A 15,152-nucleotide genomic window follows, 5' to 3' on the forward strand; every position below is an offset into this window, starting at 1 on the left:
AGAGGTTACTCGACTGGGCACATGCTGGACAAACTCGGTCCCCACCGGCCGCTAGTCTGCTCTGGTGTCACATCCCGGCGCCCCGCATCAACCCTGGCTGCCTGCGCCACCGTTCCAACGCAAGGTCCGCAAGGTCGGTGCGCCGCTCGCGGTGCTCATTCTCCTCGCCACCGTGGTCGGGCTCATCATCATCGGGCTGACGGCGCTGAATCCCGTCGGGGCCGGGATCGGGCTGGTGCTGTCGAGCCTGGCCATGGTGGTCGTGGTCCTGGCCTATGTGTGGCTCGACCGCTTCGAGCCCGAACCGCCGCGGTTGTTGGCCTTCGCGTTCCTGTGGGGTGCCTCTGTCGCGGTGGTGTTGTCGGTGATCCTGGGCCTCTACCTCGAGTCGTTGATCGTGACGGGTGACTCCGACGGAGTCAGCGCGGTCTCGGTGGTGGTCATCGCCCCGGTCATCGAGGAAGCGGCCAAGGGCGCGTTCCTGTTGGTCATGATGACCGGCCGCCGCCGCCGCGAGCTGAACTCCCTGACCGACTGTCTGGTGTACGCGGGGTTGGTCGGCGCGGGATTCGCCTGGTTAGAGGACATCCTCTACATCGCCAGCGGCGAATCGCTCGGCGAATCGCTGCTGACAGCCGCGCTGCGACTGGTCATGGCACCGTTCGCGCATTCGCTGTTCACCACGTTCTTCGGGATCGGCGTCTACTTCGCCCTGCACCGCCGCGACGCCTCCGCTAAGGCCGGCGCCGTTCTGCTGGGTTACCTGGCGGCGGTATTCACCCACGCACTGTGGAACGGTTCGTCGCTGCTGGGCGTCGAGTGGTATCTCGGGGTTTACCTGTACTGGATGATGCCGCTGTTCGCGCTGGCGATCGTCCTGGGCGTGCAGAGTCGGCGTCGCGAGCAGGCGATCGTCGCCAGCAAGCTGCCGGGCATGGTGCAGGCCGGCCTGGTCACGCCGGCCGAGGCCAGCTGGCTGGGCTCGCTACGGCACCGCAAGCTGGCGCTCGCCCAGGCCGCCCGGCAGGGAGGGCGCCCCGCTCGCAACGCGGTCAAACGGTTCGCCGGCCAGGTCGTCGAGTTGGCGTTCGTGCGCGACCGCATCGACCGCGGGTTCAGCGATCCGCGCGTGCAGGCGATGCTGGTCGAGGAGACCTACGCGCTCTACGCCGCCCGCGCGGCTGCGCCGGTGCTGCAGCAGTTGGCGCCTTACGCCCGCTAGTGGGCTGCGGCGTCCCAGCTACGCCCGTAACCGACGCTGACCTCCAGCGGCACGTCAAGCGGGTAGGCGTTGCCCATCTGCTCGCGGACCAGCGCCTCGACCGCGTCGCGTTCACCGTCGGCGACCTCGAACAGCAGCTCGTCGTGCACCTGGAGCAGCATCCGCGATGTCAGCCCCGCCTCTTTGAGCGCCGTGTCGACATTGATCATCGCGACCTTGATGATGTCGGCGGCGCTGCCCTGGATCGGCGCGTTGAGCGCGGCACGCTCGGCGGCCTCGCGCACGTTGCGGTTGCTGCTGTCCAATTCCGGCAGATAGCGCCGCCTGCCGAACACCGTCGACGTGTAGCCGTCCTTGCGCGCCTGGTCCACCACGTTGCGCAGGTAGTCGCGCACCCCGCCGAAGCGGTCGAAGTACTGCTCCATCTGAACCTTGGCTTCTTCGGTGGAGATCTTGAGCTGGGCGGCCAGCCCGTAGGCGCTCAGCCCGTAGGCAAGCCCGTACGACATCGCCTTGACCCGGCGCCGCAGTTCGGCGGTGACCTCGTCGATCGGCACCGAGAACGCCCGTGATGCGACGAAGGAGTGGAGGTCCTCGCCGGTGTTGAAAGCTTCGATCAGGCCCTCGTCCTTGGACAGGTGGGCCATGATGCGCATCTCGATCTGGCTGTAGTCCGCGGTCATCAGCTCCGCATAACCCTTGCCCACCACGAAGGCGTCGCGGATTCGGCGGCCGGCGTCGGTGCGGATCGGGATGTTCTGCAGATTCGGCTCGGTCGACGACAACCGCCCGGTGGCCGCGATGGTTTGGTTGAAGGTGGTGTGAATACGGCCGTCAGACGCCACCGAATTGAGCAGCCCGTCGACGGTGACCTTCAACCGCGTCGCATCGCGGTGGGTCAGCAGATGTTGCAGGAACGGGTGGCCGGTCTTGTCGAACAGGGATTGCAGGGCGTCGGCGTCGGTGGTGTACCCGGTCTTCGTGCGCTTGGTCTTGGGCATCTCCAGCTCGTCGAACAACACCACCTGCAGCTGCTTCGGCGAGCCGAGGTTGATCTGCTTGCCGATCACCGCGTACGCCGCCTCGGCCGCGTCGCGGATGTGGTCGGCGAATTCGCTCTGCAGCTGCCCAAGTTGCTCGAGGTCCACCGCGATGCCCGCGGTCTCCATTTCGGCCAGCACCCGCTGCACCGGCAACTCCATGTTGTTGAGCAGCGCCAGCGAGTCGATGCGGGCGAGTTCCTCGTCGAGCGCGTCGGCCAGGTCCATCACCGCGCTGGCCCGCAGGATCACGGTCTGCACGGCCTGGTCATCGACGCCGTCATTGTCGTCGAGCAACGAAAGTTGTTGCTGTTCCGGGTTTTCGGCGCGCAGCTCGCGCTTCAGGTAACGCAGCGAGAGGTCGTCGAGCGTGAAACTGCGCTGCCCTGGCCGCACGAGGTACGCGGCGAGCGCGGTGTCCGACGTGACGCCCGCGAGCTTCCACCCGCGGCCCTCGATGTCGTGCATCGCCAGCTTGGCCTCGTGAAGCGCTTTCGGCGGGCCGGGGTCGGCGAGCCAGGAGGCAAGGGCAGCCTCGTCGTCCTCGGTCAGCGTGGCGGTGTCGATGTAGCGCCCGTCGCCGTCGGCGGCAACGATGCCCAACGCCGTCGCGTCCGCGTCGAACGCGAGATGCGTGCCGACGACGGCCAGGCCGAACCGCTTGCCCGAGCTGTGCTCGGCCAGCCACGCGGCCAGCTCTCCCGGTTCCAGCGCCCCGCCGCGGACGTCGAAGCCCTGGTCGACCTCGGGATCCGCCGAGGCCAGCGTGTCGAACAGCCGATCGCGCAGGACGCGGAACTCCAGGTCGTCGAACAGCCGGTGGATCTGGTCGCGGTCCCAGGGCTGCATGCGCAGGGTGTCAGGGGTCTGCGGCAGCGGGACGTCCCTGACCAGATCGGTCAGTTCCCGATTGAGCACGACGCTGGACAGGTTGGCCCGCAACGCGTCGCCGACCTTGCCTTTGACGGTGTCGACGTTGTCGACCAACGCCTGCAGTGAGCCGAACTCCGCGATCCACTTGGTCGCCGTCTTCTCACCGACGCCGGGGATGCCGGGCAGGTTGTCGCTGGGGTCGCCGCGCAGCGCCGCGAAGTCGGGGTACTGCTGGGGAGTCAAGCCGTACTTGTCCAGCACCGCCTCCGGCGTGAACCGGGTGAGCTCGCTGACGCCCTTGCGGGGGTACAGCACCGTGACGTCATCGCTGACCAACTGCAGCGAGTCGCGGTCGCCGGAGACCACCAGGACCCGATAACCGCCCTGCTCGGCCTGCGTGGCCAGTGTGGCGATGATGTCGTCGGCCTCGAAGCCCGGTTCGGCGAGCACGGTGATGCCCAGCGCGCCGAGCACCTCCTTGGTGATGTCGATCTGGCCGCGGAACTCATCGGGCGTCGACGAGCGGCCGGCCTTGTACTCGGGGTACTTGTCCACGCGAAACGTCTGGCGCGACACGTCGAACGCGGCGGCGATGTGGCTGGGCTGCTCGTCGCGCAGCAGGTTGATCAACATGGCGGTGAAGCCGTACACCGCGTTGGTGGTGAGCCCGCCCTGTGTCTTGAAGTTCTCGGCGGGCAGTGCGTAGAACGCCCGGTATGCCAGCGAATTGCCGTCGAGCAACATCAATGTCGGCTTCTGGTCCGTCGGCTGGGACGCCGTCTTCTTCTTGCCGGTGGCGGTGGTGGCAGGGCTCACGGCCCTAACTCTAGGCACCGCCGCCGACATCGAGGCCACCGCCGCGGCGACCGACGTGGCCCGTGGATGTGCGGTTTCATCCGCGACTCGCCGGCGCGGTCGGATGAATTGGCACGCTCACGGCGGACAGACCCCACGTCCCACTGAACTGGAACACGTTTCAGTTCTGCCGCTCCACTCGGTACTCTGAGCGGGTGTCAGCTTCCACTCAGCCCGCGATCGACGGTTGGTTCGCCACCGACGGGTCCGGAGAGCCCTATCTGATCGGCGGCAAGTGCCACAAATGCGGCACGTATGTGTTCCCGCCCCGCGCCAACAACTGTCCCAACCCCGCGTGCGACGGTGACGAACTGGCGCAGGTGCCGCTGTCTCGGCGCGGAACTCTGTGGAGCTACACCGAGAACCGTTACGCTCCCCCACCGCCGTACCCGGCGCCGGATCCCTTCGAGCCCTTCGCCGTTGCCGCAGTGCAGCTCGCCGACGAGGGCCTGATCGTGCTGGGCAAGGTCGTCGAGGGTACCTTGGCCGCCGACCTGAAGGTCGGTATGGAGATGGAGCTGACCACGATGCCGTTGTTCGTCGACGACGAAGGTGTCGAACGTGTCGTCTACGCATGGAGGCCTGCGTCATGAGTCCCGAACCGCTGTACATCCTCGGCGCAGGCATGCACCCGTGGGGCAAATGGGGGCGCGACTTCACCGAGTATGGCGTCGTCGCCGCGCGGGCCGCGCTGGCCGAGGCGGGCCTGGACTGGCGGCAGATTCAGCTCGTCGCGGGAGCGGACACGATCCGCAACGGCTACCCCGGATTCGTGGCCGGCTCGACGTTCGCGCAGAAGCTGGGCTGGAACGGTGTGCCCGTGTCGTCGAGTTACGCCGCGTGCGCCAGCGGTTCTCAGGCGCTGCAGAGTGCCCGCGCCCACATCCTCGCCGGATTCTGCGATGTGGCGCTCGTGATCGGCGCCGACACCACCCCGAAGGGCTTCTTCGCCCCGGTCGGCGGTGAGCGCAAGAACGACCCCGACTGGCAGCGCTTCCACCTGATCGGCGCCACCAACACCGTCTACTTCGCCCTGCTGGCGCGCCGGCGCATGGACCTCTACGGAGCCACGCTGGAGGATTTCGCCGCGGTGAAGGTGAAGAACGCCAAGCACGGGTTGGACAACCCGAACGCGCGCTACCGCAAGGAAGCCACGATCGACGATGTGCTCGCCAGCCCGGTGGTCTCCGATCCCCTACGGCTGCTTGACATCTGCGCGACATCGGACGGCGCAGCCGCGCTGGTGGTGTCGAGCAAGTCGTTCGCCGAAAAGCATCTGGGCTCCGTCGACGGGGTTCCGTCGGTGCGAGCCGTCAGCACGGTGACACCGCAGTACCCGCAGCATCTGCCCGAATTGCCGGACATCGCAACGGATTCCACGGCAGTGGTGGATGCGCCCGAGCGGGTGTTCAAGGACCAGATCCTCGACGCCGCCTACGCCGAAGCCGGCATCGGGCCGGAGGACTTGAGCCTCGCCGAGGTGTATGACCTGTCCACCGCGCTCGAACTCGACTGGTACGAGCACCTGGGCCTGTGCCCGAGGGGCGAGGCCGAGCAGTTGCTGCGCAGCGGTGCGACGGCGATCGGCGGGAAGATCCCGGTCAACCCATCCGGCGGCCTGGCGTGCTTCGGCGAAGCCATTCCGGCACAGGCCATTGCGCAGGTGTGCGAGTTGACCTGGCAACTGAAGGGGCAGGCGACCGGCCGCCAGGTCGAAGGCGCGACGGTCGGCGTCACCGCCAACCAGGGCCTGTTCGGACACGGCTCGTCCGTGATTGTTGCTCGCTAGGCAGTTCGAACCGTACGGCCCCTCCTACTGGGGCGCCATGGCCGTGTTCGTGGTCGGCGCCGTCGGGCTGGTGTGGGCTGGTCGCCGGCAGACGGACGCCCAGGCGCAGCGGTGGGGCCGTACGCTCGGCGGGCTGACCGCGCTGATCTACGGTGCGATCCTGATCTACAACTTGGTGCCTCCGACCCTCGCGGGTTCGGTGCCGCTTCAGCTCACCGACCTGGCGACCGTCGTCGCGGCCTACGCGCTGTGGTCCCAGCGGCAGTGGGCGTATGCCTTCACCTACTACTGGGGTCTGGTGCTGAGCGTGCAGGCGTTGATCTCACCGGTGTTGCGGGGCCCGGACTTTCCGCACTACCGCTTCCTCGCGTTCTATGCGATCCACCTGCTCGTGGTGTGGGCGGCGATCTATCTGACGTGGGGCCGCGGCATGCGGCCCGACTGGCGCGACTACCGGCTGGCGGTGGCGGTCACCAGCGGGTGGGCGGTGGTGACCGTCGTGTTCAACAGGATCGCCGACACCAATTACGGCTTCACGAACTACAAACCGGAGACCGCTTCGGTGTTGGACGTCCTCGGGCCGTGGCCGGTCTACATCGTGAGCACCGCGGCGCTGGTCTTCGCCGTGTGGGCGTTGATGACATGGCCCTGGGTGCGGCGGCGATGATCGTCGTCGTCCGGGTCAAGCCCGGCAGCGCGAAAGGCCCGCTGGTGGAGGTCGGCGACGCCGGCGAGCTGACGGTCTACGTGCGGGAGCGAGCCGTCGAGGGCAAGGCCACCAAGGCCGTCACCAAACTGCTCGCCGAGCACCTGGGCGTCGCGCCAAGCCGGCTCAAGCTGGTATCGGGCGCCGCGTCGCGGATCAAGCGCTTCGAGGTCAGCTGATCAGGCGACACCGAGGTAGGCGGCGCGAATGCTGTCGTCGTTCAACAGCTCCCGGGCATCCCCGGTGCGCGTGACCTCACCGGTCTCGAGGATGTAGGCGCGGTCGGACCGGCTCAGCGCCTGCTGCGCGTTCTGCTCCACCAGCAGCACCGTGGTGCCCTGTGCGTTGATATCCGCGATGATCCTGAAGATCTGCGAGATCACCATCGGCGCCAGGCCCATGGACGGCTCGTCGAGCAGCAACACCCGCGGCCTGGCCATCAGCGCGCGGCCGATCGCGAGCATCTGCTGCTCGCCACCCGACAGCGTGCCGCCGACCTGGCTGCGGCGTTCCGCCAACCGAGGGAACGTCTCCAGGATCCAGTCCAGCCGTTGCCTGTGCTCGGAGCGGGAGGAGAATTTACGGCCGTAACAACCCATTTCGAGGTTTTCCACGACCGTCATCCCCGGGAACACCCCACGCCCCTCTGGCGCCTGCACCAACCCCTGGATCACGCGTTGATGGGCCTTGACCTTGCTGATGTCCTGACCCTCGAACCATATCGAACCCGACGTCACGGGCAGCAGCCCCGAGATCGCACGCATGGTGGTCGTCTTACCGGCGCCGTTTGAGCCGAGCAGCGTGACGAGCTCACCCTCGTGGACCCTCAGCGAAATACCGTGCAGTGCACGGATTCTGCCGTACTGCACGACGATGTCGCGTAACTCGAGGATGACGGGCCGTTCGGAGGCCTGCTCACTCGGCCCTTCATTCAAGGCTGTCATCGGGCACCCCCAGATAGGCTGCGATGACCTTCGGGTCCTCGCGGATGTCGGAAGGCAGGCCGTCGGCGATCTTGCGCCCGAACTCCAGCACCACGATGCGATCGGTCACGCCCATCACCAGCCTCATATCGTGTTCGATCAGCAGCACCGTGTAGCCGTCGTCGCGGATCTTCTGGATCAGTTCGATCAAGGCGGCCTTCTCGCGCGGGTTGAACCCTGCGGCCGGTTCGTCCAGACACAGCAGTTTCGGTTCGGTGGCCAGCGCCCGCGCGATCTCCAGCCGGCGCTGATCGCCGTACGACAGGTTCTTCGCCTTCTCCTCGCCGCGGTGCGCGATCCCGACGAAATGCAGCAGCGCCGCGGACCTCTCGATGGCCGACCGCTCCTCGCGGCGGTGGCGCGGGGAGCGGACCAGCGCGCCCGGCACCGAGGTGAAGTGCCTGGCGTCGGTGCCGACCATGACGTTCTCCAGAGCCGTCATCTCGCCCCACAACCGGATGTTCTGGAAGGTGCGGGCGATACCGCGGCGGGTGATCTGGTGGCGTTTGATCCGGCCCAGCGGCGCGCCGTCGAACGTGACGGTGCCCGACGTGGGTCGGTACACGCCCGTGATCGCGTTGAAGCACGTGGTCTTGCCTGCGCCGTTCGGCCCGATCATGCCGAGAATCTCACCGCGGCGGATGTCGAACGACACCGAGTCCAGGGCCGTCAGCCCGCCGAACTTCATCGTGAGATCGGTTGTCCGCAAAAGGACTTCACCCTCGGCGGCCTCGATCTCGCGGTGCACACCCGCCAGCTCTTCGATGGTCATCGCGCAGATTCCTTCTCCGGCGAGCGAAGCAGGTCGCGGGCGGCCTTGCCGTAGGCCAGCAACTGCGCTCGCGCGGGGAACAGCCCCTGTGGACGGAAGATCATCAACACCACCAGCGCCAGCCCGAAGAACAGATACTTCAGGTCACCGAGGTTGATGCCGAGGAGCTCCACCCCCAGCAGTCGGTTCGGCAGGTAGACGATGATGAACGCGCCGACCACCACGCCGAGCTTGTTGCCCTGCCCGCCGAGTACCACGGCGCACAGGAACAGCATCGAGTTGATGATGTTGAACGTCGGCGGGGCCACGAACTGCACCTGACCGGCGTACAGCGCGCCCGACAGCCCGCCGATCGCCGCGCCGATGACGAAGGCCCACAGCTTGAACCGGAACGTGTTGACGCCCATCACTTCCGCGGCGTCCTCGTCCTCGCGGACCGCGATCCAGGCGCGTCCCACGCGGCTGCGTTCGAGGTTGCCCACCAGCATCAGGATGCCGATCATCAGCACGATGCCCAGCCAGAACCACCAGGTCCCGTAGTTGGCGTCGCCCGCGGAGTTGCCGCTCGAGAAGACGCCGTCGGGCACGCGTTCGCTCGCCCCCACCCGCGGATAGGCGACCTCGTTCAGGCCGCGCGGCCCGTTGGTCACCTCCGAGAGGTTGTCGGCCATCAGGCGAATGATCTCGCCGAAGCCCAGCGTGACGATCGCCAAATAGTCGCCGCGCAACCTCAGCGTCGGCGTCCCCAGGATCAGACCCGTCAGCGCGGTGATCGCCATCGCCAGCGGTACACACGCGAGCCACGCCCAGTCCTCGTTGAACCATCCCGTGGCGCCCATCTTGTTCCACGGACTGTTCGGACTGGTCAGCAGCGCAACGGTATACGCGCCCACGGCGTAGAACCCGACGTAGCCGAGGTCGAGCAGACCGGCCTGGCCGACGACGACGTTGAGGCCGATCGCGATGATCGCGACCATCGCGAACTGCGCCATGGTGCCGCCGAAGCTGATGTTCGGCGTGTTCAGGAACGGTGGCGGAAACAGCGGCAGCAGCGCGAGCAGGCCGAAGGCGATCAGCCCGAAGCCCCACTTCTGCGCGCGGGAAAGGCCGTCCCACCAACGACGCAGTGCGTCGCCGGGTGCCAAGACCTTCTCGCTGGCCCTCATGCTCGCGCCTTCCCGAGGCTTTCGCCGAGTATTCCCGTCGGCCTGAAGAACAGAACGAGAACCAGCAGCACGAAGGCGACGACGTCACGCCACTGGGTCCCGAACACGGCCTGCCCGTAGTTCTCCATGATGCCGAGCAGCAGGCCGCCCAGCAGGGCGCCGCGCAGGTTGCCGATGCCGCCCAGGACCGCGGCCGAGAACGCCTTGATGCCGAGTAGGAAGCCGCCGGAGTAGATGATGCCCTGCGGCACCTTCAGCGTGTACAGCAGCGCGGCCGCCCCGGCCAGCAGGCCGCCGATCAGGAACGTCGTCATGATGATGCGTTCGCGCGAGACGCCCATCAGGGTCGCGGTATCCGGGTCCTGGGCCACCGCCCGAATCCCGCGGCCGAACCTGGTTCGGTTGATGGTCAGATCGGTCATCAGGGCGAGAATCAGCGCCGCACCGACGATGATCAGCGTGATGTTGGAGACCGCCGAACCGAACACCGTGAACTGGGTTTCGGGTGCGACGAGCCGGATCGGTTGTTGCGCATTGGATCCGCCGTACCCGTCGATGATCTTGGGCAGGATGAAGTGTACGAATTCCTGTAGCACGAACGACATGCCGATCGCGGTGATGAGAAACGACAGTCGGTCGGCCTTGCGTCGTCGCAGCGGTCGGTAGGCCACCGCCTCCAGGCCGACCGCGGTGGCGCCGGACACCGCCATCGCGAACAGCATGGCGATACCGAGATATAGCACCGTCAGGGCGATACCCCTGTTGTAGGTGTTACCGCTCGGTGTGAAACCCAGGATCATGTCGAGGCAGAAGTACGCGCCGAACATGCCGAACATGAACACTTCCGAATGCGCGAAGTTGATCAGCTTCAGCACGCCGTAGACCAACGTGTAGCCGACGGCCACCAGCGCGTAGATGGCCCCCCACGACAGTCCGTCGATCGTCAACTGCCAGAAGCCGTCTCGCAACCCGTCGAGGTTGAAGCTGATGTTGGCGGCCAAGCAGGTGTACTGGTCGACGCACTCGGGTGGGATCCCGGTCATCCGGTGGCGGCTCCTCGCGGGAACGGGCCTCTAGCGAAAACGCGTCCGAGCCTTTCGGTCTCGGACGCGTTCGCCTCAGCGGCTATTGAACTTTGTAAATCCAGATCAAGCTGGTGGTCAGCTCGCCGTTCGGAGTCCACTGGTACTGCCGGGCCACACCGCGACCGTCGTAATTGCGGACGAAGTCGAGCAGCGCGGGCCGGGTGACGGCACCCGAGTCGATGCCCTTCAGCAGGATGGTGCCCAGGTCGTAGCCCTCGCTGCTGTAGGTGCCCGGTTCCTGGTTGAACTTCTTGTTGTACTCGTCGGCGAAGCCGCCGGTGGCCGGGCCGCACGGGCAGGACAGCACGGCGTCCTTGGCCGCGTCGCCGGCCTGCTTGACGAACTCGGGATCCTTGGTGCCGTCGGCGCTGGCGAACGTTCCCTCGTACCCGCCGTCCCGCAGCTGCTGCACGAACGGCGCCGCTTCGGCGTAGTAACCGCTGAAGAACACCGAGTCCGGGGTGGCGCCCTTGATCTGGGTCACGGCCGCCGAGAAGTCCTTGTCGCCCTTCTTGACCGAGATGTTGCAGGACGAGTCGGCCACCGAGCCGAGCGTCTCGCGAACGGTCTGCGCCAGGCCCAGGCCGTAGTCCGTGCTGTCGTCGACGACGCAGACCTTCTTGTGGCCGAGGGTGTTCTTCAGATAGTTGGCGACCGACGGACCCTGCACGCCGTCGTTGCCCAGACCGCGGAAGAAGGTCCGCCAGCCCTTGTCGGACAGCGTCACGTTGGTGGCCGAGGCCGTGGCGGCCACGAGGCCGGCCTGATTGAAGACGTCGCCGGTGGCCATGGTCTCACCGGAGAACGCGGGACCGATCAGACCGATGGTGGAGGCGTCGTTGATGATCTGCGGTGCGATCTGGGTGGCCTTCTGCGGATCGCCCTCGGTGTCGAAGGTCTTCAACTGGACCTGGCAGCCCGGGTTCGCGGCGTTGTGCTTATCCACGGCCAGCTGGATGCCGTTCTTGATGTTGATGCCCAGTGCCGCGTCGGGACCGTTGAGCGCCCCGGCCATCGCCAGCGACACCGGCGGGCACTGCGCGTTGCCGTCACCAGCGGGGTCGGCAGGCGCGGCGCTCTCATCGGCCTTGACCTCGGCGCCGTTCTCATCGATCTGTACCTGTTCGACGATCTTCAGATCGGTCTGTGCCTCACCACCCTCGGTCGGCTCGGCCTGTTGGCAGCCGGCTATGCCGAGCACGACCAGACCAGCGCTGCTGATAGCAAATGCTTTCCGTGCCATGCGACCGCGCACGCTTCACCTCCGGGTCGTTGTGTTAGTCAGCTCCAGCGCCTCAGCCCGGCGGGCGGGGGCGGCGACGTTCCGGGAAGACCATAGCCAACGCTCGGCGCTGGTGCTTGGTGTTGAACGACGCGTCGCGGCCGTCGCTGTCAAACCGCGCCATCGGAAACGCAGTTTTTACGGGGTGGCGGAGTCGGGGGTTAGCTCGGCTCCGACGCGTCGCTCGACGTGTCGAGGGTTTCGAGGACCACTTCGGCGACGCGTTTCATGGTGGTGCGCCGGTCCATCGCGGCGCGTTGAATCCACTTGAACGCCTCGGGCTCGGTCATCCCCTGTTTGGCCTGCAGCAAACCTTTGGCCCGTTCGACGAGCTTGCGCGTCTCCAGCCGGTCGGACAGCGTGGCCACTTCCTGCTCCAGCGCGGCGATCTCGCCGAAGCGGCTCACCGCGACCTCGATGGCCGGGATGAGGTCGGTGACGGTGAAGGGTTTGACCAGGTAGGCCATGGCACCGGCATCCCTGGCGCGTTCGACCAGTTCTCGTTGGCTGAACGCGGTCAGGATGACGATCGGCGCAATGCGCTTGCTGGCGATCTCGGCCGCCGCGTCGATGCCGTCGCGGCGGGGCATCTTGACGTCCATGATCACGAGGTCGGGCTTGAGGCTCTCGGCGAGATCGACGGCCTCCTGGCCGTCGCCGGCCTCGCCGACGATCTCGTAGCCCTCTTCGCGGAGCATCTCGGCCAAGTCCATCCGGATGAGCGCTTCGTCCTCGGCGACGAGCACACGGCGGGCCTTCACGGCCTCAGGTGGTGCCCCAGCAGCGGTTGCCATGGAAGCCATTGTGGCGGTAGCAGTGCCGTTCAGCGAGTTCGGGGCATCATCTAAGGTGGTAAGCCGCGCAACAGAGCCGTACAACGACTACAGCCCTCGTAGCCCAATTGGCAGAGGCACACGACTCAAAATCGTGACAGTGTGAGTTCGAGTCTCACCGAGGGCACCGAGAATCAGCAGGTCGATCCCGTTCGGCGTTACGCTCTAGTCGTGGAGATGAGGCTGCGGCCGGTCTGCGTGCCCGACGTGGCGCTGGAGAACCGGACGCCCGCCCGGGTTCGGCACCAAGCGGAAAGGTCCGTGCGACGCCGCCGGGTGCTCGACGTCACCGCAATGATCAGTGCGGCGATCAGCGCCTTCTTCGGTTTCCAGGGTCTGCTCGTCGGTGTCGAGGTGTGGTGGATCCCGGTCCTCAGCCTCGTCAGTGCCGTGGCGTTCGCGACGATTCCGCTGCTGTGCCGGTTCGGCGAACTCGTCGCACCGCTGGTGTTCTTCACAGTCGCGTACGTGACCATCGCGATCCAGTGCATACAGCTGGGCACGGGGTCGGGGCTGCAGTTCTACTTCGTCGCCGCGGCCGCGATCGTGGTGGTCATTCTCGGGATCGACCACATCGTGCTGGCTTCCGTACTGGCGGCGTTGGGCGCGGTGACGGTGGTGGCGCTGGAGTACCTCGTCCCCGAAAACACCGGCATTCAACCGGATTGGGCCCGCACGACCTCGTTCATCCTTACCGTGGCCACCGCGTGGATCCTCGTGGTCGCCACCCTGTGGTTCGCGCTGCGGGAGCTCCGCCGGGCGCGGTTGGCGATGGAGGCCGAATACGAACGCTCCGAACGTCTGCTGGCCAACATCCTGCCCGCGACCATCGCCGAGCGGCTCAAGGACCCGACCCGCACGGTCATCGCCGACAGGTACGACGACGCGTCGATCCTGTTCGCCGACATCGCCGGGTACACCGAGCGGGCCAGCGACACCAATCCCTGTGATCTGGTGCGCTTCCTTGACCGGCTCTACACGGATCTGGACGCACTCGTCGACCGTCACGGGTTGGAGAAGGTCAAAACCAGCGGCGACTCGTACATGGTGGTCAGCGGTGTGCCGCATCCCCGGCCGGATCACCTCGAAGCACTGGCGTGCCTGGCGCTCGACATGGCCGACGCCGTCGCCGACCTGCGTGACCCGCGCGGACGCAAGGTGCCGTTGCGGATCGGCCTGGCCGCGGGACCGGTCGTAGCCGGGGTCGTCGGGGCCCGCAAGTTCTTCTACGACGTGTGGGGCGACGCGGTCAACGTCGCATCCCGGATGGAGACCACCGACGTCGAGGGGCGCATCCAGGTGCCCCAGGACGTCTACGAACGCCTGCGCAGCACCTTCGTGCTGGAGCCTCGTGGCGAAGTCGAGGTCAAAGGCAAGGGCGTCATGACGACGTGGTACCTCGTCGGACGCCGCGACGACGCGGCCGTGCGCGACGCGGTCGAACTCGAACCGCTCAGTCGTCGACCTCAGTCGGTTTGAGCCGCTCGGCCAGCGAGGCCAGCCGCCACAAAGTCTCCCGGTTACGGGGGAAGACGGCAATGTCGGACAGCTTGCTCGGCATAACCGCTGCGAGTCCGCTCACCGGGACCTCCGTCATCTCCACCCGGCATCCGTCGGGAATGTCGTGCAGCCGCAGAGTGATTCGTGCGCCTCCAAAAGGCCGGCCCTTGGCGTGCAGCACCAACTCCTCGGGCGGCGCGCTCTTCTCCACCACGGTGACGTCGTTGAGCAACAACGGCCAGACGCCTATCGAATGGCGAATCTCGGATCCGGGTGCCGGCCAGTTCGGGTCGACAGCGCGCATCCGGCTGTTGCCGACCACCCATTGTGAGTACGTCCATCCGTCGGCCATGACGTCCCAGACCTGCTGACGGGAAGCGTGAATATCGCGAGTCACAGTCACGGCGGGAGATATACCCCGTTCGCTGCGAATCGACTCACCCCCGCGACTGTGCCGTTGCATACGCAAAACGCCGCGACCGGCGTAGTAAAACGCACGGTCGCGGCGTGGTTGGTCGCGGCGTCGGCAGTCCCTCTAGACCTTGCGGTTCTCGGACTTGATCAGCCAGGCCAGCTTCTCGAGACCCTCGATCAGCTGATGGAGGATGTCGGCGGAGGTCGGGTCCTCGGCGTCCACCGCGTCGTGAACCTGACGCATGGTGTCGACCGCGGCGTATACCCGACCCGTGATCAAGTCGACCGCGTCCTGCGTGCTTACCGCGTAGGCGGGGAACTGTGGCAGCGAGGTGCTGGCGGTGACCGTATCCGACCGGCCATCGGGCCAGGCCTCCATCGCACGCATCCGCTCGGCGATGGTGTCGCTGCCCTCACGGGCGAAGTCGACGAGTTCGTCGAGTTGTAGATGGAGGTCGCGGAAGTTGGTGCCGACGATGTTCCAGTGCGCCTGCTTGCCCTGAAGATTCAGCTCGATCAGATCGACCAGAACCCGCTGCAGGCTGTCGCTGAGTTCCGGCGAGGCCTCGAATGCCTGGATGTCTGCTTCTGAACGACGTGTTGTTGTGGTCATGATCGGTACAACGCCTCCT

General features: G+C 66.5%; 15 protein-coding genes and 1 tRNA gene. 7 read left to right on the top strand and 9 right to left on the bottom strand.

The genetic code is table 11. From position 1 onward, the window contains the following. Positions 1-61 precede the first annotated feature (61 nt). Positions 62-1,222: a PrsW family intramembrane metalloprotease gene (locus AAHH99_RS21000; RefSeq protein ID WP_418770723.1), complete on the top strand. Its 1,161-nt coding sequence runs from the start codon at positions 62-64 to the stop codon at positions 1,220-1,222. Here AAHH99_RS21000 and polA read toward each other — a convergent pair. Further along, positions 1,219-3,879, bottom strand: coding sequence for a DNA polymerase I (polA, locus tag AAHH99_RS21005; protein WP_418770724.1), 2,661 nt, complete (start codon positions 3,877-3,879; stop codon positions 1,219-1,221). The genes AAHH99_RS21000 and polA overlap by 4 nt on opposite strands. Before the next feature lie 266 nt (positions 3,880-4,145). Between polA and AAHH99_RS21010 the strand changes: the two genes are divergently transcribed. Genes AAHH99_RS21010 through AAHH99_RS21025 form a run of 4 tightly spaced genes read left to right on the top strand, consistent with a single transcriptional unit; the run spans position 4,146 to position 6,664 of the window. Further along, positions 4,146-4,583 carry a Zn-ribbon domain-containing OB-fold protein gene (locus AAHH99_RS21010; RefSeq protein ID WP_418770428.1) on the top strand — a complete coding sequence of 146 codons (438 nt, stop codon included), beginning with the start codon at positions 4,146-4,148 and terminating at the stop codon, positions 4,581-4,583. Then, complete coding sequence (locus AAHH99_RS21015) at positions 4,580-5,779, top strand: lipid-transfer protein (RefSeq protein ID WP_418770429.1); 1,200 nt, start codon at positions 4,580-4,582, stop codon at positions 5,777-5,779. Before AAHH99_RS21010 ends, AAHH99_RS21015 begins: the two co-directional genes overlap by 4 nt. A gap of 37 nt (positions 5,780-5,816) precedes the next feature. Further along, on the top strand, positions 5,817-6,446 hold the full coding sequence (locus AAHH99_RS21020) for a TIGR02206 family membrane protein (protein WP_418770430.1): 630 nt from the start codon (positions 5,817-5,819) through the stop codon (positions 6,444-6,446). Continuing rightward, positions 6,443-6,664, top strand: a complete 222-nt coding sequence (locus AAHH99_RS21025; RefSeq protein ID WP_418770725.1) for a DUF167 domain-containing protein — start codon at positions 6,443-6,445, stop codon at positions 6,662-6,664. Before AAHH99_RS21020 ends, AAHH99_RS21025 begins: the two co-directional genes overlap by 4 nt. Here the strand turns inward: AAHH99_RS21025 and AAHH99_RS21030 are convergent, their stop codons facing one another. The 6 genes from AAHH99_RS21030 to AAHH99_RS21055 all read right to left on the bottom strand — a co-directional run bounded on the left by AAHH99_RS21030 (position 6,665) and on the right by AAHH99_RS21055 (position 12,567). After that, complete coding sequence (locus tag AAHH99_RS21030) at positions 6,665-7,429, bottom strand: ABC transporter ATP-binding protein (RefSeq protein WP_418770431.1); 765 nt, start codon at positions 7,427-7,429, stop codon at positions 6,665-6,667. Then, entirely contained in the window at positions 7,413-8,240 is an 828-nt protein-coding gene (locus tag AAHH99_RS21035) for an ABC transporter ATP-binding protein (RefSeq protein WP_418770432.1), read from the bottom strand. The genes AAHH99_RS21030 and AAHH99_RS21035 overlap by 17 nt, the downstream gene beginning before the upstream one ends. After that, entirely contained in the window at positions 8,237-9,406 is a 1,170-nt protein-coding gene (locus AAHH99_RS21040; RefSeq protein WP_418770433.1) for a branched-chain amino acid ABC transporter permease, read from the bottom strand. Before AAHH99_RS21040 ends, AAHH99_RS21035 begins: the two co-directional genes overlap by 4 nt. After that, on the bottom strand, positions 9,403-10,449 hold the full coding sequence (locus AAHH99_RS21045) for a branched-chain amino acid ABC transporter permease (protein ID WP_418770434.1): 1,047 nt from the start codon (positions 10,447-10,449) through the stop codon (positions 9,403-9,405). Before AAHH99_RS21045 ends, AAHH99_RS21040 begins: the two co-directional genes overlap by 4 nt. 82 nt (positions 10,450-10,531) lie before the next feature. Further along, positions 10,532-11,746, bottom strand: coding sequence for a branched-chain amino acid ABC transporter substrate-binding protein (locus AAHH99_RS21050; protein WP_418770435.1), 1,215 nt, complete (start codon positions 11,744-11,746; stop codon positions 10,532-10,534). 188 nt (positions 11,747-11,934) lie between these two features. Beyond that, entirely contained in the window at positions 11,935-12,567 is a 633-nt protein-coding gene (locus tag AAHH99_RS21055) for an ANTAR domain-containing response regulator (RefSeq protein ID WP_418770436.1), read from the bottom strand. A 92-nt stretch (positions 12,568-12,659) separates the two neighbouring features. Between AAHH99_RS21055 and AAHH99_RS21060 the strand changes: the two genes are divergently transcribed. Further along, positions 12,660-12,733, top strand: a tRNA-Leu gene (locus tag AAHH99_RS21060). A 50-nt stretch (positions 12,734-12,783) separates the two neighbouring features. After that, complete coding sequence (locus AAHH99_RS21065; RefSeq protein WP_418770726.1) at positions 12,784-14,085, top strand: adenylate/guanylate cyclase domain-containing protein; 1,302 nt, start codon at positions 12,784-12,786, stop codon at positions 14,083-14,085. Here AAHH99_RS21065 and AAHH99_RS21070 read toward each other — a convergent pair. Continuing rightward, positions 14,060-14,509 (bottom strand): SRPBCC family protein, encoded by a 450-nt coding sequence (locus AAHH99_RS21070; RefSeq protein ID WP_418770437.1) that lies wholly within the window; start codon positions 14,507-14,509, stop codon positions 14,060-14,062. The genes AAHH99_RS21065 and AAHH99_RS21070 overlap by 26 nt on opposite strands. Before the next feature lie 132 nt (positions 14,510-14,641). Then, the gene (locus AAHH99_RS21075; protein WP_418770438.1) at positions 14,642-15,133 is read right to left on the bottom strand and encodes a Dps family protein; all 492 of its coding nucleotides are present in this window, start codon (positions 15,131-15,133) and stop codon (positions 14,642-14,644) included. Positions 15,134-15,152 lie beyond the last annotated feature (19 nt).

This window comes from Mycobacterium neumannii, from assembly GCF_048452905.1.
GTDB classification, from domain to species: Bacteria; Actinomycetota; Actinomycetes; order Mycobacteriales; family Mycobacteriaceae; genus Mycobacterium; species Mycobacterium neumannii_B.

Coding starts and splice junctions, on each gene's coding strand:
- AAHH99_RS21015 (WP_418770429.1), top strand. CDS start 4,580: ATGAGTCCCGAACCGCTGTACATCCTCGGCGCAGGCATGCACCCGTGG.
- AAHH99_RS21065 (WP_418770726.1), top strand. CDS start 12,784: ATGAGGCTGCGGCCGGTCTGCGTGCCCGACGTGGCGCTGGAGAACCGG.
- AAHH99_RS21045 (WP_418770434.1), bottom strand. CDS start 10,449: ATGACCGGGATCCCACCCGAGTGCGTCGACCAGTACACCTGCTTGGCC.
- AAHH99_RS21020 (WP_418770430.1), top strand. CDS start 5,817: ATGGCCGTGTTCGTGGTCGGCGCCGTCGGGCTGGTGTGGGCTGGTCGC.
- AAHH99_RS21025 (WP_418770725.1), top strand. CDS start 6,443: ATGATCGTCGTCGTCCGGGTCAAGCCCGGCAGCGCGAAAGGCCCGCTG.
- AAHH99_RS21030 (WP_418770431.1), bottom strand. CDS start 7,429: ATGACAGCCTTGAATGAAGGGCCGAGTGAGCAGGCCTCCGAACGGCCC.
- AAHH99_RS21040 (WP_418770433.1), bottom strand. CDS start 9,406: ATGAGGGCCAGCGAGAAGGTCTTGGCACCCGGCGACGCACTGCGTCGT.
- AAHH99_RS21075 (WP_418770438.1), bottom strand. CDS start 15,133: ATGACCACAACAACACGTCGTTCAGAAGCAGACATCCAGGCATTCGAG.
- polA (WP_418770724.1), bottom strand. CDS start 3,879: ATGTTGCTCGACGGCAATTCGCTGGCATACCGGGCGTTCTACGCACTG.
- AAHH99_RS21055 (WP_418770436.1), bottom strand. CDS start 12,567: ATGGCAACCGCTGCTGGGGCACCACCTGAGGCCGTGAAGGCCCGCCGT.
- AAHH99_RS21035 (WP_418770432.1), bottom strand. CDS start 8,240: ATGACCATCGAAGAGCTGGCGGGTGTGCACCGCGAGATCGAGGCCGCC.